The 24,859-nt window shown below is 70.7% G+C and carries 26 protein-coding genes; 9 read left to right on the top strand and 17 right to left on the bottom strand.

Annotated elements, in window-relative coordinates; all coding sequences use genetic code 11:
- Window positions 1–622: 622 nt before the first annotated feature.
- Complete coding sequence (locus ACTWPW_RS31450) at window positions 623–1,189, bottom strand: GNAT family N-acetyltransferase (RefSeq protein WP_443170751.1); 567 nt, start codon at window positions 1,187–1,189, stop codon at window positions 623–625.
- Between the two features lie 59 nt (window positions 1,190–1,248).
- On the opposite strand from ACTWPW_RS31450, the gene ACTWPW_RS31445 reads away from it, so the two are divergent.
- Entirely contained in the window at window positions 1,249–1,713 is a 465-nt protein-coding gene (locus ACTWPW_RS31445; protein ID WP_375112488.1) for a MarR family winged helix-turn-helix transcriptional regulator, read from the top strand.
- A gap of 321 nt (window positions 1,714–2,034) precedes the next feature.
- Here ACTWPW_RS31445 and ACTWPW_RS31440 read toward each other — a convergent pair whose 3' ends face one another.
- The 3 genes from ACTWPW_RS31440 to ACTWPW_RS31430 form a co-directional block, all read right to left on the bottom strand.
- Complete coding sequence (locus ACTWPW_RS31440; protein WP_443170750.1) at window positions 2,035–3,357, bottom strand: aspartyl protease family protein; 1,323 nt, start codon at window positions 3,355–3,357, stop codon at window positions 2,035–2,037.
- 799 nt (window positions 3,358–4,156) lie between these two features.
- Entirely contained in the window at window positions 4,157–4,651 is a 495-nt protein-coding gene (locus ACTWPW_RS31435) for a hypothetical protein (protein ID WP_443170749.1), read from the bottom strand.
- A gap of 14 nt (window positions 4,652–4,665) precedes the next feature.
- Complete coding sequence (locus ACTWPW_RS31430) at window positions 4,666–4,974, bottom strand: hypothetical protein (protein WP_443170748.1); 309 nt, start codon at window positions 4,972–4,974, stop codon at window positions 4,666–4,668.
- Between the two features lie 466 nt (window positions 4,975–5,440).
- Here ACTWPW_RS31430 and ACTWPW_RS31425 point away from each other — a divergent pair, with 466 nt between their 5' ends.
- Entirely contained in the window at window positions 5,441–6,313 is an 873-nt protein-coding gene (locus ACTWPW_RS31425; protein ID WP_443170747.1) for a patatin-like phospholipase family protein, read from the top strand.
- Between the two features lie 133 nt (window positions 6,314–6,446).
- Here the strand turns inward: ACTWPW_RS31425 and ACTWPW_RS31420 are convergent, their stop codons facing one another.
- Window positions 6,447–6,806 carry a hypothetical protein gene (locus ACTWPW_RS31420; protein ID WP_443170746.1) on the bottom strand — a complete coding sequence of 120 codons (360 nt, stop codon included), beginning with the start codon at window positions 6,804–6,806 and terminating at the stop codon, window positions 6,447–6,449.
- 261 nt (window positions 6,807–7,067) lie between these two features.
- Window positions 7,068–8,036, bottom strand: a complete 969-nt coding sequence (locus ACTWPW_RS31415) for an NmrA/HSCARG family protein (protein ID WP_375112494.1) — start codon at window positions 8,034–8,036, stop codon at window positions 7,068–7,070.
- 91 nt (window positions 8,037–8,127) lie between these two features.
- On the opposite strand from ACTWPW_RS31415, the gene ACTWPW_RS31410 reads away from it, so the two are divergent.
- From ACTWPW_RS31410 to ACTWPW_RS31395, 4 genes are all read left to right on the top strand, one after another.
- Complete coding sequence (locus ACTWPW_RS31410) at window positions 8,128–8,604, top strand: MarR family winged helix-turn-helix transcriptional regulator (RefSeq protein WP_375112495.1); 477 nt, start codon at window positions 8,128–8,130, stop codon at window positions 8,602–8,604.
- A gap of 324 nt (window positions 8,605–8,928) precedes the next feature.
- Window positions 8,929–9,411, top strand: a complete 483-nt coding sequence (locus ACTWPW_RS31405; protein WP_375112496.1) for a hypothetical protein — start codon at window positions 8,929–8,931, stop codon at window positions 9,409–9,411.
- 82 nt (window positions 9,412–9,493) lie between these two features.
- Window positions 9,494–9,709 carry a hypothetical protein gene (locus ACTWPW_RS31400; RefSeq protein ID WP_375112497.1) on the top strand — a complete coding sequence of 72 codons (216 nt, stop codon included), beginning with the start codon at window positions 9,494–9,496 and terminating at the stop codon, window positions 9,707–9,709.
- A gap of 317 nt (window positions 9,710–10,026) precedes the next feature.
- Complete coding sequence (locus ACTWPW_RS31395; protein ID WP_443170745.1) at window positions 10,027–10,545, top strand: hypothetical protein; 519 nt, start codon at window positions 10,027–10,029, stop codon at window positions 10,543–10,545.
- 39 nt (window positions 10,546–10,584) lie between these two features.
- On the opposite strand, the gene ACTWPW_RS31390 is transcribed toward ACTWPW_RS31395, so the two are convergent.
- From ACTWPW_RS31390 to ACTWPW_RS31360, 7 genes are all read right to left on the bottom strand, one after another.
- On the bottom strand, window positions 10,585–10,911 hold the full coding sequence (locus tag ACTWPW_RS31390; RefSeq protein WP_443170744.1) for a DUF1048 domain-containing protein: 327 nt from the start codon (window positions 10,909–10,911) through the stop codon (window positions 10,585–10,587).
- Window position 10,912: 1 nt separating this feature from the next.
- On the bottom strand, window positions 10,913–11,269 hold the full coding sequence (locus ACTWPW_RS31385; protein ID WP_375112500.1) for a DUF1048 domain-containing protein: 357 nt from the start codon (window positions 11,267–11,269) through the stop codon (window positions 10,913–10,915).
- Window positions 11,266–11,592: a PadR family transcriptional regulator gene (locus ACTWPW_RS31380; protein WP_375112501.1), complete on the bottom strand. Its 327-nt coding sequence runs from the start codon at window positions 11,590–11,592 to the stop codon at window positions 11,266–11,268. The genes ACTWPW_RS31385 and ACTWPW_RS31380 overlap by 4 nt, the downstream gene beginning before the upstream one ends.
- Before the next feature lie 127 nt (window positions 11,593–11,719).
- Entirely contained in the window at window positions 11,720–13,072 is a 1,353-nt protein-coding gene (locus ACTWPW_RS31375; RefSeq protein ID WP_443170743.1) for a leucine-rich repeat domain-containing protein, read from the bottom strand.
- Between the two features lie 181 nt (window positions 13,073–13,253).
- Window positions 13,254–13,820 (bottom strand): hypothetical protein, encoded by a 567-nt coding sequence (locus ACTWPW_RS31370; protein ID WP_375112503.1) that lies wholly within the window; start codon window positions 13,818–13,820, stop codon window positions 13,254–13,256.
- Window positions 13,821–13,866: 46 nt separating this feature from the next.
- Window positions 13,867–14,835 (bottom strand): hypothetical protein, encoded by a 969-nt coding sequence (locus ACTWPW_RS31365; protein WP_443170742.1) that lies wholly within the window; start codon window positions 14,833–14,835, stop codon window positions 13,867–13,869.
- A 55-nt stretch (window positions 14,836–14,890) separates the two neighbouring features.
- The gene (locus ACTWPW_RS31360) at window positions 14,891–15,229 is read right to left on the bottom strand and encodes a peptidase inhibitor family I36 protein (RefSeq protein WP_375112505.1); all 339 of its coding nucleotides are present in this window, start codon (window positions 15,227–15,229) and stop codon (window positions 14,891–14,893) included.
- 124 nt (window positions 15,230–15,353) lie between these two features.
- Here ACTWPW_RS31360 and ACTWPW_RS31355 point away from each other — a divergent pair, with 124 nt between their 5' ends.
- Window positions 15,354–19,151 (top strand): nSTAND1 domain-containing NTPase, encoded by a 3,798-nt coding sequence (locus tag ACTWPW_RS31355; protein ID WP_443170741.1) that lies wholly within the window; start codon window positions 15,354–15,356, stop codon window positions 19,149–19,151.
- A 42-nt stretch (window positions 19,152–19,193) separates the two neighbouring features.
- On the opposite strand, the gene ACTWPW_RS31350 is transcribed toward ACTWPW_RS31355, so the two are convergent.
- From ACTWPW_RS31350 to ACTWPW_RS31340, 3 genes are all read right to left on the bottom strand, one after another.
- Window positions 19,194–20,039 (bottom strand): zf-HC2 domain-containing protein, encoded by an 846-nt coding sequence (locus ACTWPW_RS31350; protein WP_443170740.1) that lies wholly within the window; start codon window positions 20,037–20,039, stop codon window positions 19,194–19,196.
- 66 nt (window positions 20,040–20,105) lie between these two features.
- Window positions 20,106–20,627: a peptide-methionine (S)-S-oxide reductase MsrA gene (gene msrA, locus ACTWPW_RS31345; RefSeq protein WP_375112508.1), complete on the bottom strand. Its 522-nt coding sequence runs from the start codon at window positions 20,625–20,627 to the stop codon at window positions 20,106–20,108.
- A 141-nt stretch (window positions 20,628–20,768) separates the two neighbouring features.
- Window positions 20,769–21,707, bottom strand: a complete 939-nt coding sequence (locus ACTWPW_RS31340) for an SDR family NAD(P)-dependent oxidoreductase (protein WP_375112509.1) — start codon at window positions 21,705–21,707, stop codon at window positions 20,769–20,771.
- A 103-nt stretch (window positions 21,708–21,810) separates the two neighbouring features.
- Between ACTWPW_RS31340 and ACTWPW_RS31335 the strand changes: the two genes are divergently transcribed.
- Window positions 21,811–22,656 (top strand): helix-turn-helix transcriptional regulator, encoded by an 846-nt coding sequence (locus ACTWPW_RS31335; protein ID WP_443170739.1) that lies wholly within the window; start codon window positions 21,811–21,813, stop codon window positions 22,654–22,656.
- Between the two features lie 88 nt (window positions 22,657–22,744).
- Here ACTWPW_RS31335 and ACTWPW_RS31330 read toward each other — a convergent pair whose 3' ends face one another.
- Window positions 22,745–23,335, bottom strand: a complete 591-nt coding sequence (locus ACTWPW_RS31330) for a TetR/AcrR family transcriptional regulator (RefSeq protein WP_375112511.1) — start codon at window positions 23,333–23,335, stop codon at window positions 22,745–22,747.
- Between the two features lie 97 nt (window positions 23,336–23,432).
- On the opposite strand from ACTWPW_RS31330, the gene ACTWPW_RS31325 reads away from it, so the two are divergent.
- Window positions 23,433–24,668, top strand: coding sequence for a glycosyltransferase (locus tag ACTWPW_RS31325; protein WP_443170738.1), 1,236 nt, complete (start codon window positions 23,433–23,435; stop codon window positions 24,666–24,668).
- Window positions 24,669–24,859: the final 191 nt, after the last annotated feature.

Below are 24,859 nucleotides of genomic sequence, written 5' to 3'. Positions count from 1 at the left end.
ATGTATCTCCCCGGCCGCCGACTATTCGCTCGACTGCTGGCCATAGTGTGCGGGGATTGTCCAGTGAACGGGGTAACTTATTTTGAATTGTGCGCCCAACAGCGGCCCCGGCGTGCGGGTAATGCTTGGCGATATCGGTCGGGGTGTTGTCGCGGATCAGGGTCACCGGGGTCAGGTTCCGCAGTCGCGGGGTGAGCGATCGGTGGCCATCGGATGAGCTCATGGTGCCGCCGCCGACGCGGCCGTTGCCGCAGGTCGGGCCGGTGCTTCGTTGGAAGTTTCTTCATTACTACCGGCGCACCCCGTTTGATCGCGTGGTGCCGGCTCGTCCTGAGGCCAGATCTGCAGGAGACAGCTGTCGATGACCTCGTCGGAGGTGTCCGCCTCCGCAGCCCCGTCCATGTTCTGAGCGTGGGTAGCGCAGTCGGTGCCAGCCCGGCCCCGGGGGCAGCTGTCCGGCCTCGGACTTCAACGCGCGCGCGCCGGCTCCAGCGTGCAGGGCCGTGACCAGGAAAGCACCGCCGTCATCCACCCGCATGATCCCGACGGGATGCACAGGATGGTCGGCGGGTATGCCCTCCGGGCCCATGGCGTCGTCGGTGTCGTCGACCGGGTACGCCTCTCACTCTCCGTAGCCCTCAGGCCTGTCCGCGGACGGAGTGAGCCGATGGACCCGTACGGTGGTGCGGACGGCCCCTCCCTCCTGCTTGTCCTCGTACGCGCCCACCTTGACGTATCCGCGCCCTTCGTAGAAGCGGTCCAGTTCGGGACTGCCCGCCCAGTGGTCGAGGGCCAGGGCCGGAGATCCGTACGTTCTGGCGCGGTGCTCGGCTTCCTCCAGGAGCGTCGCGCCGACTCCGCGACCCTCGGGTCCGCGGTCGGACATGACGGTGTGGATGAAGATGGCCCCGTCGGGCACCAGCCCGGCCGGCACGCGGGGCGGCGCCGTGGGGCCCAGGGCGAGCAGCCCCACGCAGGCCTCACCCCGTTGGGCGAGGGTGATCGCTCCCTGGGCGGTCCAGTCGGCGACCCTGCCGGGGAAGCCCGGGATGCGGGAGAAGGGCGTGGTGCCCCACTGTTGCGTACGGCCGCGGGCGACGAGCCAGTCGAGGACGGAGTCCATGAGCGCGAGGAGGGCGGGAACGTCCTCGCCGATGGCGGGGCGCAGGACAATCTGCTGGTTCGACATGCTCGCCTCCGGGAGAGTAAAGTGCGACGAGCAGACACTTTAATTTTCTAAGGATTAGATTGTCAAAGCAAAATTTGATCGACGCGCTCGCCAGGGCCGTGCAGGAGCTTCAAGACGCCACGGACGTCATCGACGAACTGGCGGCACGCCGTCTCGGAGTCAACCGCACCGACCTGCGCTGCCTGAGCCGCCTGAGCGCCCGAGGGCCGTTGACCGCCACCGAACTGGCCGCCGCCGCCGGGCTCACCGGAGGCGCCATGACCACCGTCATCGACAGGCTGGAGCGGGCCGGGCTGGCGCGACGCCATCGGGATGAGGCCGACCGCCGCCGCGTGCTCGTACACCTGACCGAACGGGCCGAACGACTCAGCGAGGAGATTTGGGGCCCCGTCCTGGCCGACGCCCGTACCGAGCTGGACCGGTTCACGCCGGCTGAGCTGACCCTGATCGAGAGGTTCCTGTCCGTGGCCCTGGAGCACCAGCAGCGCCACGCCGACCGCCTCCGAGCCGAGACGCCGCTGTGAAGCCGCCGGCCGACCTCGCCCCGGCCGGCGTCGTCCGCGAGGCCGCGTTCACCGTCTGGAACCGCAGGTGCGGCCTCAGAGCCGCCTGCCCCGAAACGGCCGGGCCGCCGGCCGGAGGGCGCCGGACGCCGGCTGACGACCCTGCTCGATCAGCAACTCGCCGGGCTGCGACCGCGCGTGGCTGCCGCTGGGGCGGCGGCCGGGACACTCCCGGGTGCGGCACCGGGCGACGGAGTGCGGGCACCGGGCCCGCCCTCTCCCCTCCACCGTAGGAGCCGGCCGTTCCAGGTAGCTCCCATGACGCCCGTGCAGTCGCGGTGATCAGGCGGCCTCGCCGCGGGCGATGTAGAGGTTCATGTCGGTGAAGTCGACGGTGATGTTGTAGGGCTTCCAGAAGCAGTGGGAAAACCAGCCCATCGTGTCGAACCCCGTCCCATAGGGCGAGGGCACGTTGACCGGTTGGTTGGGGTTCGTGTAGGAGTAGACCTCCTTGGCGACGGCGTTGCCGAGGCGGATCTCCTTCGGGTAGCAGGGATAGACGACGGCCGGGTGGCTCTGCGCAAAAGTCCCGACCTGGCGGTCGTAGTCGGTGCGGATCCCCAACCGCTCGGCCGTTTCCCCGCGCATGCCCGCGGCGATCTCGCTGCCTCCGCCGAAGTTCACGCCCACCACCCCGGTGCGGGAGCCGGCGTCGCCGGCGAAGCTGCCCGTGCTGTGCAGGTATTGCTCACGGGCCAGCCACAGCGGCAGGGGTTCGGCGCCGGCCCGCCTGGCGGCGGCGCGTGCCTTCCTGGCCGTTTCGGGGGTGCGGCGGCGCAGGATCAGTTGCCTGCCCGCGTAGTCGAAGGTGGTCAGCAAGTGGTAGAAGACCCACGTGCCGATCAGGCCGTCGCTGTCGGTGTCGACGTCGTCGCCCGACTCCGTCGCCGACCAGCCCACCGGGACGTTGCGCAGTTCGATGCCGCCCAGCTTGAAGGAGTCCAGTATCCCGTAGTACGCCCAGATGGCGCCGCCCTCGAAATCGATCCTCTGACTGGCGACGGGGCTCAGCCCGGCCTCCTTGGCCACCGACGCGCGCACGCTCAGATTCGGGGCGCCGGTATAGAACGTGAAGCGCTTCGCCGGTCCGCCGTTGACCGAGGCCTCCACCAGCGGCATCGGGTCCGTCTGCTTCCATGACACCCGCGCGGTCTCGCCGTGGACCTGGTACGCCTCGCCCCGGACTGCCGCGAACCACGTGGCGTAGCTGTCCTCGCCGGCCGCTCTCCAGTGGGGTGCGGACAGGCCGAATTTGTCCTGCCGGATGTAGCAGTCGGCCAGGAAGTAGTTGGCGTCCTTGTCGTCGGGCGCCAGGGCGAGGGCCGTCTTGAGGTGTTTCTCGGCGTCGGCGAACCGATTGGCCAGCAGCGCTACATGGCCGCGCCGGCGGGCCGCGTGCAGGTTCCTGGGGTCCTTCTTGAGGATCTCCTCGTACGCGCGGCCCGCCTCCTCGAACTTGCCGGCCTCGAACAGCGCGTCCGCGTCACCGCTGCCGGCCAGCGCGGTGGCCGCGCCGCCCAGCAGCGGCGGGGCCGCCGCGGCACCGGCCAGCACGGCGGCGCCCCGCAGCAGCGAACGCCGGTCCCATTGCCTGTCATCAGCCACGCCTTCTCCTTTTCCTGATCACCTTCGCCGTGACGTTCCGTCCGACGGGCGGGCACAACACCTCCGGCCGGTTCATCTCGCCCTGCTCGATGAGGGCGACACCGTGGTGCCGGGGCCACCCGGGCCGTACGGCGTCGTACCGATGCGGGTGGCCGGATCACTTCGCAGCGCGCTGCGTAACTCGCCCGCCGTCCGACCCGTCCACTGTCGGCCAGGCGTATCCCCGCCTCGACCGCGCCGTGTCATGGTCGTGTCACGGCCGCGACCGACGGTGGCAGCCGTCGACGAACCGAGACATGCGGCAGACAACGCGCGCACATTCGGCACCGATCGTGGTTCGTGATGAGCTGAGGAGAACCCCGGTCCCGGTGTGAGCATCGACCTCGACGATCTCATCCGCATCGCCCGCCCGATCGGGGCACACCGCGCCAGGCATACGATCCACGGCACGTCATTTCCCCACGGAACAGCCCTGAGGTGTCAACAAGCATCACCCCAGCTCAACGCCAGCGGCACCGCGCCAAGCTCGCCGCCGACAAGGCCGCCGCGGCGTAGAACGCTCCGCCTGGTCAGCGCACCCGAACACAGGGATGCCAGGTCGGCCACCGCTATTGACCCCCGCGCCCTCACCGTCGAAGGTGCACCTCACCGGCCCAGCCGCGCGAGACCGCCCGGTGGGTACGGCACCACGCCGCCGGATCGGCTTTCGCAGGCCGAAGCGAGATGGTCTTGTCCGGACCGTAAGGTACGTCGGCCGGCCTTCGCAGCAGTCGCCTCCAACGCCCGCCGCGCCGGCGGATCAGGCGGGGCCGGTGAGCAGGGCGTGCAGGTCGCGGGCCTGGCGGACCAGCTCGCTGGTACGGGTCCGGCCGGCCAGCTCGGCCACCACGGGCAGCTCGCCCCGCGCGTCCGCCCATCCGGCGACCTCGGCCGCCAGCCGCAGCAGCCTGGTGTGCACGCTGGTCGCCCGTTCCCCGGGCCCCGGCAGGTACGCGGGCAGCAGCCCGGTCATCACCTGCCACACCTGCCGGTGCGCGCCCAGCCTGGCGGCCTCGGCTAGCGCGGCGATGGCGTCGCCCGGGCGGCCATGCCCGCGTTCCAGCAGGACGGCCAGTTGTCTGCCCAGCTCGGCGCCCGGCAGGCCACCGGAGGCGGACAGGAGCAGCAGCGGCCGCACCCTGTCGCCGTCGGGCCCCTCCAGCAAGTGGCGGGCCAGCAGCAGGGCAAGTCCCGGCCCGCCGGGTCCGTCGGCGAGCACCAGGCGGCCGAGGTCGCGTGCGGTGGGCTTGCTCATCGGCCAGGACGACATCAAGGCGAAGACCGACCGCGGGCGCCCACAAGACTGTTGCTGATCATCCCGAGCGCTTCGGGCAGTTCCCATACGCTCCTGCCCTCCTGCTCCGCCTGGACGGCCAGCTCCCGCCACCGGGCCTGGTGTTCCTGATGGCGCTCGATGTCCCGGCGCTCGCCGGCCCGCTGCGCCACCGGCAGGTAGCGGGGCAGCTCGCGCGCCACCTCGCGCCGCTGGGCGTCGTCGAGTCCGGTCAGCAGCGCGGCGATGGCGGCGAGGTCCTCGGCGTCGATGGCCGCGCGGACCGCGTCCCAGGCGTTGATCATGCCCGCAACCGTAGGGAACCCCACCGACAATCTCGCCGCGGGCGGCGGGTACCGGGCCACCGGCAACCTCTGCATGACCGAGCCGGGCGACAGGGTGGACGCCGGAGGGGATGTCCGGGCCCGCGGCCCGCCGCGCCCTCAAGGCCGCCGCCCGGCAGCAGGGTGTCTCCGCTGGCGGCGATGGGCAGCCCCAAGCCATCCATCGACGATGAATCGTCCGGCCGGGGATGGCAGGCAGAGACGATCGAGCGCCCAGCGGGACCGGACTGGACGGCAATTCATGACATATGTCCCTACACCGCGACACCTGGCGGATCGTACGTTACAGGTGCTCCCGGGCGGTTACCGCTGGATGACGGTCGGGCCCGGATGCTGCTGCCGGAGCGGGCGGAGGTCGCCTCTGGGAGCCGGGCGCGAGGTGCCCGAGCGGGAGATCGATGACGTTCTGGGCTTCAAGCGAGCGCGTATGGCAGGCAGGGCAGTGGTGCTGGGCGGCGGCGGGATGATCGGGATCGCCTGGGAGACGGGGGTGCTGGCCGCGCTCGCGGCGGACGGTCTCGACCTGCGCGAGGCCGACCTGATCGTCGGCACATCGGCGGGCGCGGTGGTCGGCGCGCAGCTCGCCACGGGGCTCGACCCCCTGGACCTGTACGCCCGCCAGCTCCGCCCGCAGGCCGGCGAGCAGGCGCCGAAGTCGTCGCCGTTCGCGCTGTTCCGGATCGTGTGGCAGTTGACCAGGTCGAAGACGATCGAGGAGTACGGCGCCCGGATGGGCAGGATCGCGCTGGCTGCCAAGACCTCCACCGAGCAGGAACGCCGGGCGGAGGTGGCGGGGTTGCTCGGTGACGACGTGCGGGAATGGCCGAACAAGCGGCTGGTCATCACCGCCGTGGACGCGGAGACCGGCAAGCCCGCCGACTTCGACGCGGCCAGCGGGGTCGGCCTCGTGGACGCCGTCTGCGCCGGCACGGCCGGCCCTGGCGTCCGCCCGCCTGCCACGATCGGCGGGCGCCGCTACATCGACGGCGGGATGCGATCACCGGCCAATCTGGACGTGGCCGCCGGATACGACCGCATCGTGGTCATCGCCCCGATGACGCGGGGCGGCGGGGTCATGCCGGGAGTGGAGCGGCAGATCGCCGCACTGGGTGACCGGGCACGGGTCGCGCTGATCACGCCCGACCCGGCGAGCTGGCGCAAGGTCATGGGCCGCTCGCCGGCCGGCGCCCTCGACCCGGCCCGCCGCGCCCCCGCCGCCAGGAACGGCCGCTCGGTACGGGCGGCGGAGCGAGTGGCCGCCGTTTGGAACTGGGTCGGGGAACAGCGGGACAGCCACTAGCGGTGACCACAACCATGCGGTCGCAACCCCTGAGCCACCGGGGTTGACGTACTCCAACGCGTGGGGCGGCTGACCATGATGGGGGCGATCGTGAGTGCTGTCCTGATGCGGCGTCAACCTGTGAGGAAGAAGATCACGAGGTATACGGCTGGGCAGAGCGTCCAACCGGACCGAACGAGAGAGTCGCCGGCGACCGCTCCGTTGTCAGTTCGACGACGACTCCGACCATGCCGATGAGCAGGAACGCGAACGGCGTGTACAGCAGGAGGATCGGCAGCAGGGCGAGGCTGAACGTCATCATGGGGACGAGAAGGACCACGGCAGTGTAAACGCCAAGAGCCGTGCCCGCGCCGAGTAGACCCCGTGATACATGTCTCGCCGGCCGGTTCATGATCGGATCATCCGTGGCCCTGCCAATCATGGCAAGACGATCAGACGCGTGGACCCCGGCCGGGACCGACGACCAGCAGATGCCGCCGCAGCCGATCGCCACGCCGGCCGGGTACCCGTCCCAAGGCCGGCATGGTGCATGCCGGTCTCGCCGACGAGCATGGACAAGACGAGCGCGCGGACGGCGGCGCTGCGCCGGCCCGGCCAGTGCCCGGTACGTCTCGGGGGCGACGCGGATGCGCTCGATCTGCTTGCCGAACGTCCGTCCGCTCAGGGACGTACAGAGCCGGGCGCTGCCGCCGTCGTTCCCTGTTCCGACCTCACCAGGACAAGACGGCGGTCGCCTTCGCCCTGCTGGACGTGGTCAGTGCGGGATGGCGTCCCGGTGGGTGGCCAGCCAGGTGTCGAAGGACTGCAACTGCGGGTTGAGCTCGCGCAGCAGCTCGCCGTCGATGAGGTCGACGATGTCCTGCTCGGCCGTGATCAGGTACTGGAGCATGTTGCCGACCTCTCCGGCGCCCGGGAAACCCGCAGCCCGGATCTGGTCGGGGCTGACCGCCTGATAGGTCACCGGCTCACCGAGCGCCTGGCCCAGCGCGGCGGCGTACTGCGCCCCGGTGAGCACGGAGCCGGCGACGCTCACCCTCCTGCCGGCCAGCGCCGTACCGCGGCGGAAGATGCCGAACGCGGTCCTGCCGACATCCTCCGCGGCCTGCGCGGGCACCCGCGCGTCGCCGAATCCGAGTTGCAGCACCAGCGCGCCCTGCTCGTCGCGCCGGGGTGCGAACATGTCCTGGAACGCCTCGTAGTACACGTTCGCCTGCAGAAATGTGGTGGGCACCCCCGATTCCAGGAAGAGCCGGTCGGCCTCTGCCTTGCCGTCGGCATGCGGCACCTTGTACGTGCCGCCGAAGGTCGGCGTGCCGTCGCCCGGCCGGAAGTAGCCCCGAGTGTCGGACAGCGTGGACCAGATGAAATGACGCACGCCGGCGTCCCGGCCGGCCCGCGCCGCGTTACCGGCCTGCTCCAGCTCCTTGGTGGTCGCGGGACGTGCCTGCTCCTCCTCGGGCGTCCGCGGCTCCCAGAAGTTGGTCACCACGAACACGCCGTGCGCGCCGTCGAACGCCTTGCGCAGGCCGGCCGCGTCGTCGAGGTCGGCCTTGACGACCTCGGCCCCGAGCGCGGCCAGTTCCTCGGCCCGCGCCGAATCCGGGTGCCGGGTAAGGGCTCGCGCGGCGAACTGCCCGCTTCGATCGGCCAGGATCGCGCGGACCAGGCCTCCCCCTTGGGCACCGGTCGCGCCCACCACCGCGATGATCTGCTGTTCGCTCACCGGAACAACTCCCTCGATTCAGGTTGATGTATCAACCTAGGCACCATACCGCGTTGGGTTGATACGTCAACCAGCGGGTACCATGGTCGCCATGGGATGGGAGCAGGAACTCGGCGAGGCCGACCGGATGTGGCGCACCTACATCGAGATGTCCAAGCACCTCGGCTCACACCTGCAGCAGCACATGCAGCGCGACCACGAGTTGTCCGCGGCCGACTTCGAGGTCCTGGTCAGGCTCGCGGAATCGGCGGACCGGCGGATGCCCGTCGCGCAACTGGCCGCCGCCACCCAGTGGGAGAAGAGCCGCCTGTCCCACCAGCTCACCCGGATGGCACAACGCGGACTGGTCGAGCGGGTCGATTCCGACCGCCGCTACCCCGACGTCCTGCTGACCGACAAGGGACACGCGGCGATCAACAAGGCCGTTCCGGCGCACACCGAGATGGTCCACGCCCTGTTCATCGACGTGCTCGGCCCCGAGCGGCTGGCAAGCTTCGCCGAAGCCTGCGCCGACGTGCTCCGCACACTCGACGTCCACCGGGAGCAGGACTGCTCGTTGAGCGGGTGACACTCGTGGAACGCAGCAGCCAGGGCCAAGCCCGCGCCTCAGTAGGCCCATCGGCGCCCCGGCCGGGTCGGCCGGCCGGGGAGGATGCGCCCTCCCTGGCAGACCGTTAGAGTTCCCGATCAACGACGTGTCTTCACGCCCGTAGCTCCCCCACACTCGGGCGCCGAGCGCGTCGGCCGATGTCAGCGTGATCACCCGAGGACGTGTGTGGCCAGCCAGAGCAGAGGACGGCCGGGTTGGCTGCATGTAGGTGCGCTCGAAGCTCGCGTTCGTCGGGCGTGGGGTTCGGGAACGTTCCCTCCTGCCGAGACCCTGTTGGCGATCATGACGTTGTCCGCGGTGCCGCGCGCTCTCGGCACCCGGCTGGCCGCCCATCTGGACGGCGGCATCGTCGTGGGCCCGGGCGCCGTCCCGGACTTACCGGGCTTCGAGCGGCTGCGGGGCGTACCGCTGCCCGCCCAGCAAGGCGGATGGGAACGCAGCGCGGGCGTGTACGACCCGACGTGGCGCGCGATCGGGGTGGGCAGCGTGCCGTCACCATCGGCCAGCGTGGCCGGACATGAACTCGGGCACGCGACCGACGACATGGACGGCATGCCCTCGCAAGGCCCGTTCTGGACAGCGCTGCATGCCTCGTGCGCCGAGCGGCTGGATCCTCCGTACCGGGCCATGGTCACCGAACTGTACGCCGAGGCGTTCGCCTGCGTGCTGGTGCGTCGGGCCCGGCGTCTCATCCACCTGTTCGCCGACGAACACGCCGCCCAGCAGGCCTACACCTGGTTCACCGGACAGTACGGGATCGGCTGAACACCATCACCCCTGCCCCCGGCGCGCCGGGGCTATGCTGGGGAGCGAGACGGTGGCAGATGAGACGGAAGGGGCGAACCACATGACCGCGATCAAGCTGGCCGGCGGCGTCCTCCGCGTCCCCACCTGCACCGTGCTGGCTGACGGGACCCACGTCGACGGCACCCGGGACATCACCCCCGACGAACCCGACTACCAGGACTGGCTGCCCCACGCCATCGACGAGGCGGAATCCTGGCACGGGGGCCCCGACGACGACGCCATCTTGCGCCGCTGGAGAGCGGCGGCCAGCGCGTGACGGCTCGGCCTCCTTCTTGGGGGCACGCCTGGCCACGGGTGCTAGCCGGCCCGACCTTCATGTCGTGGCGCAGGTCTTCACCCGAGGTCGTACCAGCTGCGTGACGTGGCGGCGCTTCCTTGCCCGGCATCGCAAGCTCGTCCGGCTGGTGTGGCCGATGCCGGCCGCGCTGCTCGGCAAGTGCCCCACGCAGGACGAGATTGCGGCCGTTCGGGACGTCAGCTGTTCCCCGCCGGGCAGTTCTCCTGCGGCCGCTTCGCGCGCAGCATCGGTGAGGCACATCCCGCGACACGACGACGACCGCAAGGGAGCGCTCGATGGCTACCACCGCAAGGAGATCACTGCTGGCGAGCCTGGCGGCCGTGCTGCTCTGGGCGGGGCTCGCGCCCGGCGCAGGCGCGCAGAGCGGCACGGCGTTCGGCTGGACGCCGGTCGGCACCGTGGACCCCCAGCACGTCACCTCGGCCGACACCCAGCTCGTGCTGTACGGGGTGCAGGCCTTCACCCCGAACAACGTCGCCTTCAACCCGGACGTGATCCCGGCCTCGGTGGGCCAGCTGGTGGTGCCGTACGTACGGGTGCCCGACGGCAACCCGCACACCTACCGGCTGCGCTTCCACCTCAACACCACCAACGCCGCCGGCACGCAGTACCAGCTCATCACCCCCAACGGCGGCGGCACGCAGACCGCGAACGTCTCCGGCGGCGCGATCACGCTCGACTTCACCGTCAGCGTCGACCTGACCGCAACAGCGTGGATGTACTGGTCGCTGAAGAACAGCGGCGGCCACATATGGGTCTTCACCAGGTGCGAGATCGACGAGCAGACCCCCTGAGGCCGCTCCGCTCTCCCGCACCGCCCAGCGCCCGCCGGGTTACTTCTCGGCCGTGCCGGGTTTCCCGCCGATGGACTCCTGATAGATCTCCGCGTAGGTGCGCGAGTCCTTGATGAGGTCGTCGGCGAAGGCGGCGACGTCGTCGCCGATGAGCTCCAGGACCCCCTTGCCGGCCGCGACGCCCTCCTCGAAGAAATCGACGATCCCCGAGAGCAGGGACCCGTCGGTCAGCTCGACCGGCCCGACCTTGAACAGGTACCTCTGCATCTCCTTGTAGACGATCTGATAGTCCGGCGGGAGCGCCTTGACCCGGGCCATGTGCGCCCGCCACTGCTTCTTGCCCTCGATGATGTCCTGAATGCCCACGTCAGCCTCCTAGCCGGCCCAATTTCCTGGCGACGTTCCTGTTCAGCTGCTCGCGCCACCGGTCACGGAAGGTCCGGGCCCCTTCTCCGCCGGCCAGCGCCGCGCAGAAGCCTCCGATGTCGTCACCCAGCACCTCGTGAATGCTCTGCCCGTCGGCCGCCGTCTCCTCGAGCAGCCCCAGAGCACCGTCGAGGATCGGCATCAGGTTGCGGCCCGTGAAGTCCCCGTAGAGAAAGAGATGACCCTTGATCTGTTCCCACGCCGCCCGGTAGTCGGCCGGCAATGCCCCGGCCCGGACCTCGAACGCCTTCATGTCCCTGGTGAGATCGCTGCCGGTGATGGTCTCCCAGAAGTTCATCTCCCACCCTCCTTGAGCTTGTCGATCCGTGATGTGATGTACTCCCATTTCGCCCAGAACGTCGCAAGTCGTTCGCGCCCCGCGTCGTTGAGCGCATAGAACTTGCGCGGCGGGCCCAGCTCGGACGGTCGTTTCGTCACCTGGACGAGCCCGTTCTTCTCCAGCCGCAGCAGGATGGTGTAAACCGTCCCCTCGACGACGTCGGCGAAGCCGAGCTCGTTCAACCGGCGCGTGATGGCGTACCCGTAGGTCTCCTCGTTGCCGATGATTTCCAGCACGCAGCCCTCAAGCGTGCCCTTCAGCATCTCCGTCAGGTCGTCCATCGTGGGTCCTCTTCGATCCTCCAGGTACTCCGTACTAACGAGTACCACTATAAAGTATCACAACGTAGTGGTTTCCCGTCCCCGGCACGCGGCGAGCACCGACCACGGAAGCGATCCGGCGGGGGCGTCAATCCGTCACGAGCAGGCCCCGGGCTCTCAGGTCATCGACGAGGTCGGACGGCAGCGCCCGGCAACCGGACACCCTTACCTCCTTGAGCGACGGGAAGCCGGCGATCGCGCCCAGGTCGCTCAGCCTGGAGCAGGAGTCGAGGTCGAGCCTGCGCAGAGACGGCAGGCGCTCGACGTCGCCGAAAGTGCGCAGCTCGTCGGTGTAGGCCACGTGGAGCTCCTCCAGGTGGAGCAGCCCCGAGAACGGCGTGAGGTCGGCGAGCTGCTCCAGGCCCTGCAACGTCAGCGTCCGCAGGGCCGGCATGCGGGCCAGCGCCGAGAAGTCGCGCAGGTCCTCCGCGTAGGCCAGGTACACCTCCTCGATCGACGGGTGCCCTTCGAGCCCGTCGAGCGAGGTGAGCCGCTGGTCCCGGTCGATGGCCAGCCGCTCCAGCGCGGGCAGCCGCGACAGCGGCCGCAGGTCGGGCAGCGGGGCGGGCGGCAGGCCGAGAGCCGTGAGCCGGGGATGGTGGCCGAGGCCGTCGAGGCTCTTCACCTTCGTGCTGCCGCCGAGCCAGAGCCTCTCCAGCCCCGTCATGACGCCGATGCCGTCGAGGCCGGTCAGGCGGGTGCTGTGCAGGCTCAGCTCGGTGACCGAGCCGAGGTCGCGCAGCCCCTCCAAAGAAGTGATCTTGGTGCGGCTCAGGTCCAGCTCTCTCAGGCGGCTCAGCCCCGACAGGCCGCGTACGTCGTCGACGAACCGGCAGCCGCTCAGATCGAGCTCTTCCAGATCGGGGAACGCGTCACCGACCCCCGCCACACTCGCCACCGCGGTGCCCCGCAGGTCGAGCCGGCGCAGGTGACGCAGGCCGAACAGCGGGGACAGGTCGGCCACCTGGCGGCAGTTGCGGAGCAGCAGGCTGGTCAGGCCGGTGAGCCCGGACAGCGGCCGCAGATCGCTGACGGCCGCGCAGCCGTCCAGCTCCAGCGCGCGCAGCGCGGTCAGCGGGGCCACCTCGGACACGTCCGTCAGTGTCTTGCAGTGGTCGAGGGTCAGGCTCTCCAGCATCGTCAGGTGCCGCAGCCCCGTGAGCGAGCCCTGCCGGCGCAGCACCAGCTCGGTACGCCCCTCGGCGTCGAAGGCCGGAGCCAGCACCTGCTCGGCGAAGCCGTCGGGGTCGAGCGCCTGGGGCCAGAGCCTGAGCAGGTTGTCCGTGGACGGCTTGGCCACCTCGGCATAGGCGGCGGCCAGGGCGAGCGCGTCACCATCCCGGCTGCCCAGCGCGAGCCGCCGCACGGCCTTCCACGCGTTCGCCGGGGACACGGTCGCCAGCTTGGCGCGCAGGTCGGTCAGGTCTGTGGGCTGGATCATGCCACGAGACCCTAAAGGGTGGGGACGACGATTTCCGGGGAAGCGACCATGAAGAACGCTTCAGGAGCAGCCCGGCGACGCCCACCCAGGGTGCGGCCCGCCGGGCGGGGCGACGATCCGGACGCCGATCGGCATCGCGGACTCGCGCACCTGCGCCGGCGGGCACACCCCCGCGGGGTCGTCAGAATGAGCAGCTGTCCACCCATCGGTGGGAGGAGATCTCGTCGTTGGCGTAGGACCCGTCGTTGAAGATCTCCCAGCCGAGCGCGAGATTGCCCCAGTGGTCGCCGTTGCCCAGGCACATCGACGGCTGAGCGTAATGAGCGTGCTTGAAGAACCGCACGTCGTCGAACTCGCCCGGGAAGCCGGTGTTGTACATCGACGTGGCCACGTTGTCGAACGAGTGGCTATCGGACTTGCAGATGCCTGGGGTCGAGCCTTCCCAGGTATCTCCCGATGCGTCCTCCCAGAACCGGTGATTGCCCAGCCACTTGCACCACAGGCCGCCTTCGGTGTCCCACATGGCGTGTTCCCAGACGTTGATGTAACCGTCGGCCAGCACGGCGGCCGTGTCGGCCGTGCCGGTCGTGCCAGGGGGCACGGGCTTGCGCGCGGCATCGCTCGGGACGGGCGTCGCCGTGCTGGACGGATCGGGGCCGGGCGGCACCGCGGAGGCCGCCCCCGGCGTAGCCGCCAGGATCAGGATCGCGCCGGCCAGGCCGGCCAGGGCTCCGGTGGTTCTCTTCATGACTTTCCCCTTCGTGTCGGTCGCCGAATTGACTGCGGAAGGTGGCTCAGGGGGTGGCTCGGACGACGCCGGGCGTGGACGACGGTGCGTGACCTCCACCGGCGGCGGTGATCCTCAGGGCCATCGGGAGCGCGTCCCGTCGCATGCGCCGCTCGGCGATCACGTCCGGCCGGTGGCGGGCCACGAGCTCCCGCGCGTACTTCTCGTCCAGCTCGCGAGCCACGGCCGACAGGCCGCTTTCGCCGGCGCAGATCGCCTCCGCGACCGCGGTGGCGATCTGCTTCTCACGTGCCTTCCGTGCGGCCGGTCCCGCCGACCCGTCCGCGACGGCCTCCGCCCGCGTCAGACGCGGGTGAGCGTACGGATGGCCGCGCCCGCGCATGCACCTCGACCACGCCCCGACCGCGGCGGCGAAGCGCGGATCCCGCACGACCCGGGCCCGGCGCAGATCGGCCAGGTTCTGCACCACCCTGGTGGCCCGGAACCACGTCGCCAGGTCGCCGTACAGCAGCCCTGGCGCCTCCGAGGTGCAACTGGCCGCGTTCCTCCGGACGACGCCCCCCGTGGGAAGCCGGGCCTCCAGCTGATCGGGGCGAGGCGTCGCGGCCCAGGACTGCGGCCCCTCGCCGTACAGGGCGGCGAAGGCGGCTCTCCGGCGCTGCGCGGGCAGCCCTTCGAGATACCGGCGATTCGGATTCCGATCCCGCAGCCGGTCGATCCGTTCGAGGATGTCACCGCCGTAACCATGCCGGCGGGCCCAGCCGAGGTCGTCCACCACGTAGGGGAAGTCGCGGTTCTCAGGGATCGAGTCCCGCGGGACGACCCAGTACCGGAACCCGCGCCGCGCCATGCAGTCACGCACGAGCAACTGTTCGGCATCCCACAGCACGCGGGCCTCACCGGACGTCACCTGCGGCGGCAGATCTGCGGGCCCGGCCCGGGGGGCGGCACCCACCGTCTCCCCTCCCCCGGCCGAGCAGCCCGCGACCACCAGGAGACCGACCGCGGCGGCCACCAGACGCCGCGTACCGGTCGACGGCGATGGGAGCGCGGCGGAACGACCTCCCATCTCAGTAGCCGCCCCGCCCATGGGCACCGAACGACAGGTTGAACGCCTGCCCGATCCCCACCAGGACGTTCCTTCCGGTGCAGTTGTCGAATTCCCACACCCGCTGCTCCTGGGGCGAGCGGTTGTAGACCGACCAGGCGACACCGGCGATCCTCACGCACTGCCCCGACGGAACCGGAGCCGAATACCACGGATGGCCCGGGAAGTTGAGCGCGTTCCACCAGCAGAACCCCGACGCCGGCCGGCAATCCCATGACGCGGACTGGGCCGGCGCGGACAACGGGACGCTCAGGGCCAGCGCCACCCCGGCCGCCGCGACCGCGATCCTTCGCTTGAGCATTCTCGCCCTCTCTCTCGATTGATCCGCCGGTGTCCGGTATAGGGGAGGAGGGTTGTTCGGTGTCACGCGCCGCACGCCGAACAACAACGCTTGAACAACGGCGCCCGCAGATCGGGGGACGGACATGCCGCGTCAGGAACGGCCACTTGACGACGGCGACGACGGCGACGACCGGTTACTCCGGTTCGCAGCCGACCTGCGCCGATTACGCGAACGAGCGGGCAGCCCGTCCTACCGGGAACTCGCCAAACAGGCCCACTACTCCGCCGGCACCCTCTCCGAGGCGGCCGGCGGGCGCAAACTGCCCAGCATGGCCGTCACCATGGCCTACGCGAAGGCCTGCGGAGGCGACCCGGCCGAGTGGGAGGCCCGATGGCGGGCGTTGGCCGAGGAGTTCAACCGGCCCGACACCGCCACCACACCGGACGACACAGCGCCGTACGTCGGCCTGAGAAGCTTCGGACCCCAGGACGCGAGCCGGTTCTTCGGCCGCGAGCGGCTGACGGACAAGGTCGCCGCCACGATGCGCCGGCACCGCCTCATCGCCGTACTCGGCGCGTCCGGATCCGGGAAGTCCTCACTGCTGCGCGCCGGCCTGCTCCCCACACTCGGCTCCCACCCGGTACTGCTGATCACCCCAGGCACCCACCCGCTGCACGAGTGCGCGGTGCACCTGGCGGCGAGGCTCGACGTCACACCCGGCGGCCTGCTCACCGAACTCACCGACGATCCCCGCACCCTGGGCCTGGCCACCCGCCAGCTCCTGGCCAAGCACGCCTCGGCCGACGACGTGGTCCTCGTCGTGGACCAGTTCGAGGAGACCTTCACCCTCTGCACCGACCCCGCCGAACGCACCGCCTTCATCGCCGCGCTGGTCGCAGCGGCCCGCGACCCCGACAGCCGGACCCGGGTGGTCCTCGGCGTACGGACCGACTTCTACACCCACTGCGCACGGCACCCGGACCTCGCCGACGTCCTCCAGGACTCACAGGTGCTCGTCGGCCCCCTGACCACCGAGGAACTGCGCCGGGCCATCACCCAGCCCGCCGTCGACATGGGCTACCGCGTCGAATCCGCCCTGGTGTCCCGCCTCATCGCCGACGCCGCCGGCCGGCCGGGCGTGCTGCCACTGGTGTCGCACGCGCTGCTGGAGGCGTGGGGACGCCGCCGCGGGAACACCATCACCCTGGCCGGGTACGAGGCCACCGGCGGCATCGAACGCGCCGTCGCCCGCACCAGCGAGGAGGTCTACACCGCGCTCGGCCCCGAACGGCAGCCCCTGGCCCGGCAGATCTTCCTGCGGCTCACCGCCCTCGGCGAAGGCACCGAGGACACCAAACGCCGCATCACCCGCGGCGAGATCGACCACCCCGAAACCGCCGCCGTCCTCGACGCGCTCGCCGGAGCCCGGCTCGTCACCCTCGACGGCGACATCGTGGAGATCGCGCACGAGGCGGTGATCCGGTCCTGGCCACGGCTGCGCGACTGGCTCACCGAAGACCGCGAAGGGCTGCGCATCCACCGCCGGATCACCGAAGCGGCCCAGGCCTGGGAGGCCGAGGACCGCGACGAGGGCGCACTCTACCGCGGCACACGGCTCACCGTCGCGAACGACTGGGCCACCGGGAACCCGTCCCTCCTGTCCCCGGGAGAACGGCGCTTCCTCCAGACCGGCCTCGCGGCCGAAGCCCGGGAACAGGAAGCCGCCCGCCGCCGTACCCGCCGGCTGCGGCAACTCGCGGCCCTGCTCGCCGTCCTGCTCGTCCTGACCGCCACCACGACCGTCTACGCCTTCCGCGCCCAACAGACCGCCACACAGCAACGCGACATCGCCCTGTCGCAGAAGGCCGCCGCCGAGGCCACCGACCTGCGCGAGGCCAACCCGGCCCTGTCCGCCCAGCTCAGCCTGGCCGCCTACCGCCTGTCCCCCACCGTCGACGCCCGCGACAGCCTGCTGCGAACCTTCGCCGTCCCCTACGCCACCCGGCTCACCGGACACATCAGCCGGGTCAACGCCGTCGCCGTGAGCGCCGACGGACGCCTGCTGGTCACCGCCAGCCGCGACCGGACCGCGAGAGTCTGGGACGTCGGCGACCCCCACCGCCCGCGCCACCTGCTCACCCTCACCGGTCACGGCGACAACGTCAACGCCGCCGCCTTCAGCCCGGACGGCCACACCGTCGCCACCGCCGCCTGGGACAACACCGCCCGCCTGTGGGACATCACCACTCCCGCCCGACCCCGCCCGCTGGCCGTACTCCCCCATTCCATGGGCGTCAACGCCGTCGCGTTCAGCCCGGACGGCCACACCGTGGCCACCGCCAGCTCCGACAAGACGGCCCGGCTGTGGAACGTACGCGACCACCGGCTCCGCGCGACACTGACCGGCCACGACGACGGGCTGGTGTCGGTCGCGTTCAGCCCCGACGGCCACACCCTGGCCACGGCCAGCTTCGACAACACCGCGGCGCTCTGGGACGTCACCGACCCCGGTCACCCCGGCAAGCCCCGAAAACTGACCGGCCACACCGCCCCGGTGGCCTGGCTGGCCTTCAGCCCGGACGGCCGCACCCTGGCCACCGCCAGCAACGACCACACCACCGGACTATGGGACATCTCCGGCTCCGGCCGGGTCCCCCGCCTGGCCACGATCACCGGCCACCAGGACATCGTGCGCTCAGTGGCCTTCAGCCCGGACGGCCGCCGGATCGCCACCGCCGGCCTGGACGACACCGTCCGCCTGGCCGACATCGCCGACCCCCGCCGTCCCCTCCCGCTCGCCACGTTCACCGGCCACACCGGCAACGTCGTCTCGGTGGTGTTCACACCCGACGGCCGCACCCTGGCCACCGGCAGCGACGACTACACCGCCCGCCTGTGGGACCTTCCCGGCCCGGCACTCACCGGCCACGCCTCCAGCATCTGCTGGCTGGCCTTCAGCCCGGACGGACACACCCTGGCCACCGTCGGCGAGGATCGGGCCGTACGACTCTGGGACACCGCCGACCCTCAACGCCCCCACCTGCTGGCCACGCTCACCGGCCACACCGACGCGGTCTGGAGCGTGACCTTCAGCCCGGACGGACGCACGCTCGCCACCGCGGGCAACGACCACACCACCAGGCTCTGGGACATCTCCACCCCCGCCGGCGCCCGCCCCCTGGCCACCATCCGCGGCCACACCGACAACGTCAACGCGGTCGCCTTCAGCCCGGACGGCCGCACCCTGGCCACCGCCAGCCTCGACCACACCGTACGCCTCATGGACGTCACCGATCTTCGGCACCCGACGCAAGCGGCCCGCTTCGAGGCCGACGAGGAAGGCGTGAACGCGGTCGCCTTCAGCCCCGACGGACACCTCCTCGCCACCGCCGGCTGGAACCGCACGGCCCGGCTATGGCACGTGACCGACCGGCGCAACCCGGTCCCGGCATCGGAACTCTCCGGGCACGCCGACGGGATCAACGCGCTCGCCTTCAGCCCCGACGGCCGCACCCTGGCCACCGCCAGCTACGACGACACCGCCCGGCTGTGGAACGTCGCCGACCCCCGGCGACCCACAACCCTGGCCACCCCGATCAGCCACACCGACAGCGTCAACATGGTGGCCTTCAGCCCCGACGGGCACCTGCTCGCCACCGCGGGCAACGACGGCGCCGCCCGGCTATGGGACCTCACCGACCCGCAACACCCCCAGCAGCAGACCTCCCTCGAAGCCCACACCGACCGCGTCTCCTCGATCGCCTTCAGCCCCGACCGGCACACCGTGGCGACCGGCGGCTACGACCGCGCGGCACTGCTGTGGGAGACCGACGCCGAACGAGTCGCCGCCCGGCTGTGCCGGCTGGCCCACCCGCGCATCGATCGCCAGGAATGGGCCCGGCACTTCCCCGGCCTGCCCTACCGACCACCCTGCCCATGACCCGCGACCCCGGAAAGCCGACAGCCCTGCCGCTTCCGGCCGTCACGACGCCTCGGAGCGGGCCAGGTATTTGTCGAGACGGTCACGGACGTGGTTACGGGCACGGTGCAGCTCACGCCGCGCCGTGACCGGATCGAGACCCAGAGTGCGGATCGCGAGTTCGCTCGGTACGCCTTGGACATCGACCAACGAGAGCAACTCCGCCCCCGCCGGAGGCAGCTCGTCGAGTGCGGCGTCGACGACCCCGTACAGCTCCGTCGTCGTCACGTCCTCATCCGGAGCGAGAATCTGGGCAGGCCCCGGCCAGGAGTTGGGCGACTTGATCCACCCGCCTAGGTCCGGTCCCTCCTGGTAGAGATCGGGATAGAACAGCTCGGCCGGGTCGGCGTAAGGGTCCGGCTCCATCCGGGACACCTCGGTGGCCCGGTCCCGCCGGGGCTGCTCGGTCTCCACGTCCGTGACGCTGTGCCGGTCGGCGAGGTCACCCAGGGTGCTCAGCAGGCTGCGCAGCTCGAACGCGTCCGGGTCTGCCTGCCGCAGCGCCTGGACCCACGTGCTCTGCACCAGGTCCTCGGCGTGTCCGGGATCGATCGCCCGGGCGAGCGCGAGCAGCCGGGGACCATGCTCGGCGAAGGCCCTCCGGAGGTCGCCTCCCTCGCCGGCTCCCGCGTTCATCCCGTCCACGGCTTCTCGAAGCGGAGCGGGGACCTCGATACCAGGGCGACGGGCGAGGACATCGATCGTCGTCCGCAGCTGTGCCATATAAGCGGCGCAGTCCGCGCAGCCCTCGAGGTGCTCCGTGACCCGGGCCGCCTCACCAGGATCCAGAACCGAATCCAGGTAGTCGCCGGCCCGGGACACGACGTCGATGCAGGTCAACTCATTCATCAGCGATTCAGGAGCCGACAGGCCTGCGCCGGCACCCTGGCCCCTTCCGTTCCGCGAGAGCGCCCCTCATCGGCCGGCCTTGTCGTCGCGACGCGGCAGCCGCCAGTCCGGCCGGACGTAATGACAGGTGTAACCGCTCGGATAACGTTCCAGATAGTCCTGGTGCTCGGGCTCCGCCTCCCAGAACGGCCCGGCCGGCTCGACCTCGGTGACCACCTTGTCCGGCCACAGACCGGAGGCGTCCACATCGGCAATCGTGTCCTCCGCGATCCGCCGCTGCTCATCACTGGTGTAGAAGATGGCCGACCGGTAGCTGACCCCGACATCGTTGCCCTGGCGATTCTTCGTGCTCGGGTCATGGATCTGGAAGAAGAACTCCAGAAGGTCCCGGTACGAGACCTTCTCCGGATCGAAGACGATCTCGATCGCCTCCGCATGGGACCCATGATTCCGGTAGGTCGCATTCGGCACGTCACCGCCCGTGTACCCGACCCTGGTGGCATACACCCCGTCGCGCTTGCGAATGAGATCCTGCATACCCCAGAAGCAGCCCCCGGCAAGAACCGCCCTCTCGGTCGTTCCACTCATCGCTTCACCCCTCACCCCTTCACTCTTCCAGCTTGCGGTCCCAGTAGTAACGGCGCAGAAAACAACAGGTACACACCCCGGCGATCCACCTCCCAGATCGCACTCCAAGATCCATAACGGAGCAGGGCGATGCGGTACCCACTAACGCGACGCACCTGCGCGTTCCAACAGCTCCGCAGTCGCCTCCCACAGGCGCCGCTCCCGATCCCGGTCGTGAGCGACCGGCCGCACCTCGGCCAGCTTGGACTTCACCACGAACGCACCCGCACGCAAATGCGCCCACTCCTCGTCAAGGGCCATCGCAGCCAGCAGCGGCCCCGAACGCTCCGGCGTCGACACACCAGGCACCCGACCCAAGGCGCGACTCACCGCCCGAACCACCGCGGGAGCGCCACGACCCAACGCGGTGCCCGGCATCCAACCCGGCTCGAACACCGACACGCTGACCCCGGCACCGACACGACGCTGCAGCTCATGGGCGTAGTACAGGATCGCCAGCTTGGCGTTGGAGTACGCGACGCCGGAGACCGTCATCCCCGGAGCCCGCTCACCGGCAGCCGGACGAGCAAGCTCGACAGGATCGGCCCACTCGGCCTCGGCCACCCCCAGCAGCCTGCGCCAGAAATTGGCGTAATAAGTGTTCGAGCCGAGCAGCACGACCCGCGCCGGGGCAGCGAACGAGCCCAGCAGATCACCGACGAGCTGGGCGTGGGCGAGATAGTTGACGGCGAAAGTCAACTCGTAGCCGTCGGACGAGGCCAGCCGGGTGTCGGTCGAGATGACACCGGCGTTGGCGATCAACGCCCGCAGCGGCCCCACCGCACCGGCAGCGAGCAGGTCACGCACCGCGACCGCCGCGGCACGCACGTCGGCCAGGCGCGACAGATCGCAGCCGATCTCACGGACACGCGCGCCACGCGCGCGAGCCTCGTCGGCGACCGCGGCCAGATCCCGCCCGGCGCGGCCCACCAGCAGCAGATCGGGGCGCTCCCCATGCCGGCGGCCGGCCATGGCCAGCACAGCATGGCGGCCCAGGTTGCGGGTCGGGCCGGTGATCAGAACAGTTCCGGGTTCGGTCATGACCCCAGCCTGCGAGATCAGCCGGCCCGCAGGCAGTCGTCCCGTTTTCGTAGGACTGCCAGGGCCAGGACAACCCAGTACGAGCACCCGCAGACTGGAACGCGTGGAAACATGGGAGTTCGGCCGAACGGTACGCCGCTGGCGCGACCGGGTGGCACCCGAGACCGCCGGCGTACCCGTAGGCCGCCGACGCCGGGCCAGCGGCCTGCGCCGCGAAGAACTGGCCGCGCTCGCCGGCATCTCGGCCGACTACCTGACCCGCCTCGAACAAGGACGCGCGACCGCGCCGTCAGCGCAGGTGGTGGAGTCACTGGCCCGAGCCCTGCGCCTGTCCGACACCGAACGCGACCTGCTCTACCGGCTGGCCGGACACGCCGCGCCCGGCCCGGACATCGTGCCCTCGCGGATCCCCCCGAGCGTGCAACGCCTGCTCGACCGGCTGTCCCACACCCCCGTCGTCGTGTACGACGCCAGCTGGACACTCGTGCTGGCCAACCCGCCCTACGACGCACTCATGGGCGACACGACCACCTGGCACGGCCTGGAACGCAACGCCGTCTGGCGCAACGTCGCCCGCCTGCCCTCCCGGATCGCGCACACCCCACAGGAACAAGCCGAACACGAAGCCCGGCTCGTCGCCGACCTACGCCTGACGGCCTCGCGCTACCCCGCCGACCGCACCCTGCGACGCCTGATCAACGACCTGACCTCCGGCAGCCCCCGCTTCGCCGAACTCTGGGACGCCGACACCCCACCACCCCTGACCGACCCGTCCAGACACAAGACCATCAACCACCCGTCGGTCGGCCCGATCACCCTCGACTGCGACACGCTGTTCGTCGCCCTGGACGACCTGCGCATCACCGCCTACACCGCCGAGCCCGGCACCGAGGACGCCGACCGCCTGGCCCTCGTCATCGTCCTTGGCACCCAGTCGCTGGAGCGCTGACCACGAAAAACGTTCAAAGCCAGCGCCTTTACATTGTAGATTTCTTAAGTTGGAGACTGCGGCGCAAGTGGCGGCAGGCCTGCGACCATCACCCCGTGCGGAGCCGCGCCAAGTGGTAGTCGAGCAGCGCCGCGACGTCCTCGGGTGTGTAGTGCCCCACCAGGGTGGCGTTCACCACGCCCTGCGCGAAGGCGTACAGGATGCTCGCCTCCTTGCCGGCATTCAGGTGGGCGGCGAGTTGGCCGGCGGCCTGGGCGGCCCTGATCTGCTCGGCGAAGAAGGACAGCAGGAGCGGCAACCCGAGCCGCATCGCGGTCGCCTGGTCCTCGGACACCACCGAGCTCGCCTGGAACGCCAAGCCGATGCGGTTCAGGTAGCTGCGCTCCTCGTCCAGCGGCAACAGCTCCAGCACGGTCGCCCGCAGCACGTCGAGCGGCGTGGACCGGTGCGCGGCCACGGCGGCCACCCGCTCCCCGATCCAGATCCCGATGCGCTCCAGCGCCAGCAGCAGCATCTGGTCCTTCGTCGTGACGTAGTACTGCACCGCCCCCATGGACATCCCGGCCTCGGCGGCGACCACCCGCAGGCTGACGCTCTCCATGCCCTTGTCGTGGATGACGCGGTGCACGGCCTCGGCGATGTGCCGCCGCCGGGCCTCGTGGTCGACGATCTTCGGCATATCCCGCGACTTTATCATGCGAGTGCATGGTAAAAACCATCGTCCCCGTTTACCATGCGACTGTATGAAAAAAGGGGACTGACGGGGGTGGATCTGGATGCGGGTTCTGATCATCGGAGTCGGCACGCGCGGGGACGTGGCGCCGTACACGGGGCTGGGGGTGCGGTTGCGCGAGGCCGGGCACGAGGTGGCCATCGCCGCGCACGAGCCGTACGCGGAGCTGGTGACCGACGCGGGCCTGGACCATCTGCCGCTTCCCGGAGACCCGCTCCGCGCGCTGACCGGCCGGCTCGCGGTACGCGTCAGCGCCTTCAAGGAATACAGCGAGCAGCTCGTGGAGGGCCTGGCCGAGATCGCCGAGCAGGAGGCCGACCTGCTCCTGCTCGGCTTGGCGGGCGCGTCGGGCTATCACGTCGCCGAGGCGATGGGCGTGCCGAGCATGGGGGTGCACCTGCAGCCGGTCGAGCCCACGGGGGACTTTCCGCCGGTCATGAGCCTGTTCCACCGGTCGCTCGGGCGGTGGGGGAACCGCAGGGCGGCCCGGCTCGCGTTCGAGTTACCCGCCGCCGGCCCGCTGCTCGCCGGGTTGAGCACCAAGATGCGGGCCCGGCTGGGGCTGCCCCCGATGCCCCCGCGCGCCCTCTACCAGCACCGGGAGAGCACGCGCTGGCCGGTCTTCCACGGGGTCAGCCCGGTGGTGCTGCCGCGTCCGTCCGACTGGCGGCCGGGGCTGGAGATCACGGGTTACTGGTGGCCGCTCCGGCCGCGGGGCTGGCAGCCGGATCCGGTGCTGTGCGACTTCCTGGCGTCGGGACCCGCACCGGTCTTCGTCGGCTTCGGCAGCCTGGCGGGCACGCGGGCCGAGCAGTACACGGAGCTGGCCGTGCACGCGCTGCGGCGGGCCGGGTTGCGCGGCGTGGTGCAGACCGGCCTGCGGGGACGCCTCTCGGACGATGTGCTGGCGGTCGGTGACGTGCCGCACGACTGGCTGTTCCCCCTGATGGCCGCCGTCGCCCACCACTGCGGCGGCGGCACCACCGGAAGCGGGGTGCGGGCGGGGGTGCCCGCCGTGGCCGTGCCGGTGATGAACGACCAGCCGTTCTGGGCGTCCAGGCTGGTGGCGCTCGGCGTGGCTCCGGCCGCGATCCCGTTCCGCCGCCTGACGCCCGCACGGCTGGCCACCGCGCTGACCACAGCGGTCACCGACCCGGCCTACCGGCAGCGGGCCCAGGCCCTGTCGGTCCGGGTCACGGCAGAGGACGGCGCCGCGCCCGTCGTCGAGGCGGTGAACCAGCTCCGGGTTACCCGACGGCCCGGCCACCGGCCAAGATGACGGGTCGGACGGGAGGTCCTTCCGGGCCGGCATCGGCGGCACGCACCATGCTCGGGGCGGGCCGCCGAGCCCGAGGCGATGACCGACGTACGCCGGGCCCAGCGCCCGTTCGGGGGCAGCGAAGCTCTGTGATGGCTGATCCCTCATTGTGTGATGGAACGATGACAACGCGGCTGATCGCCGGATTCGTC

This window comes from Nonomuraea sp. KM90 (assembly GCF_052246675.1).
Classification (GTDB): Bacteria; Actinomycetota; Actinomycetes; order Streptosporangiales; family Streptosporangiaceae; genus Nonomuraea.
Note: the sequence above shows the minus strand (reverse complement) of the source record. Positions and strands in the feature narration are given on the sequence as shown.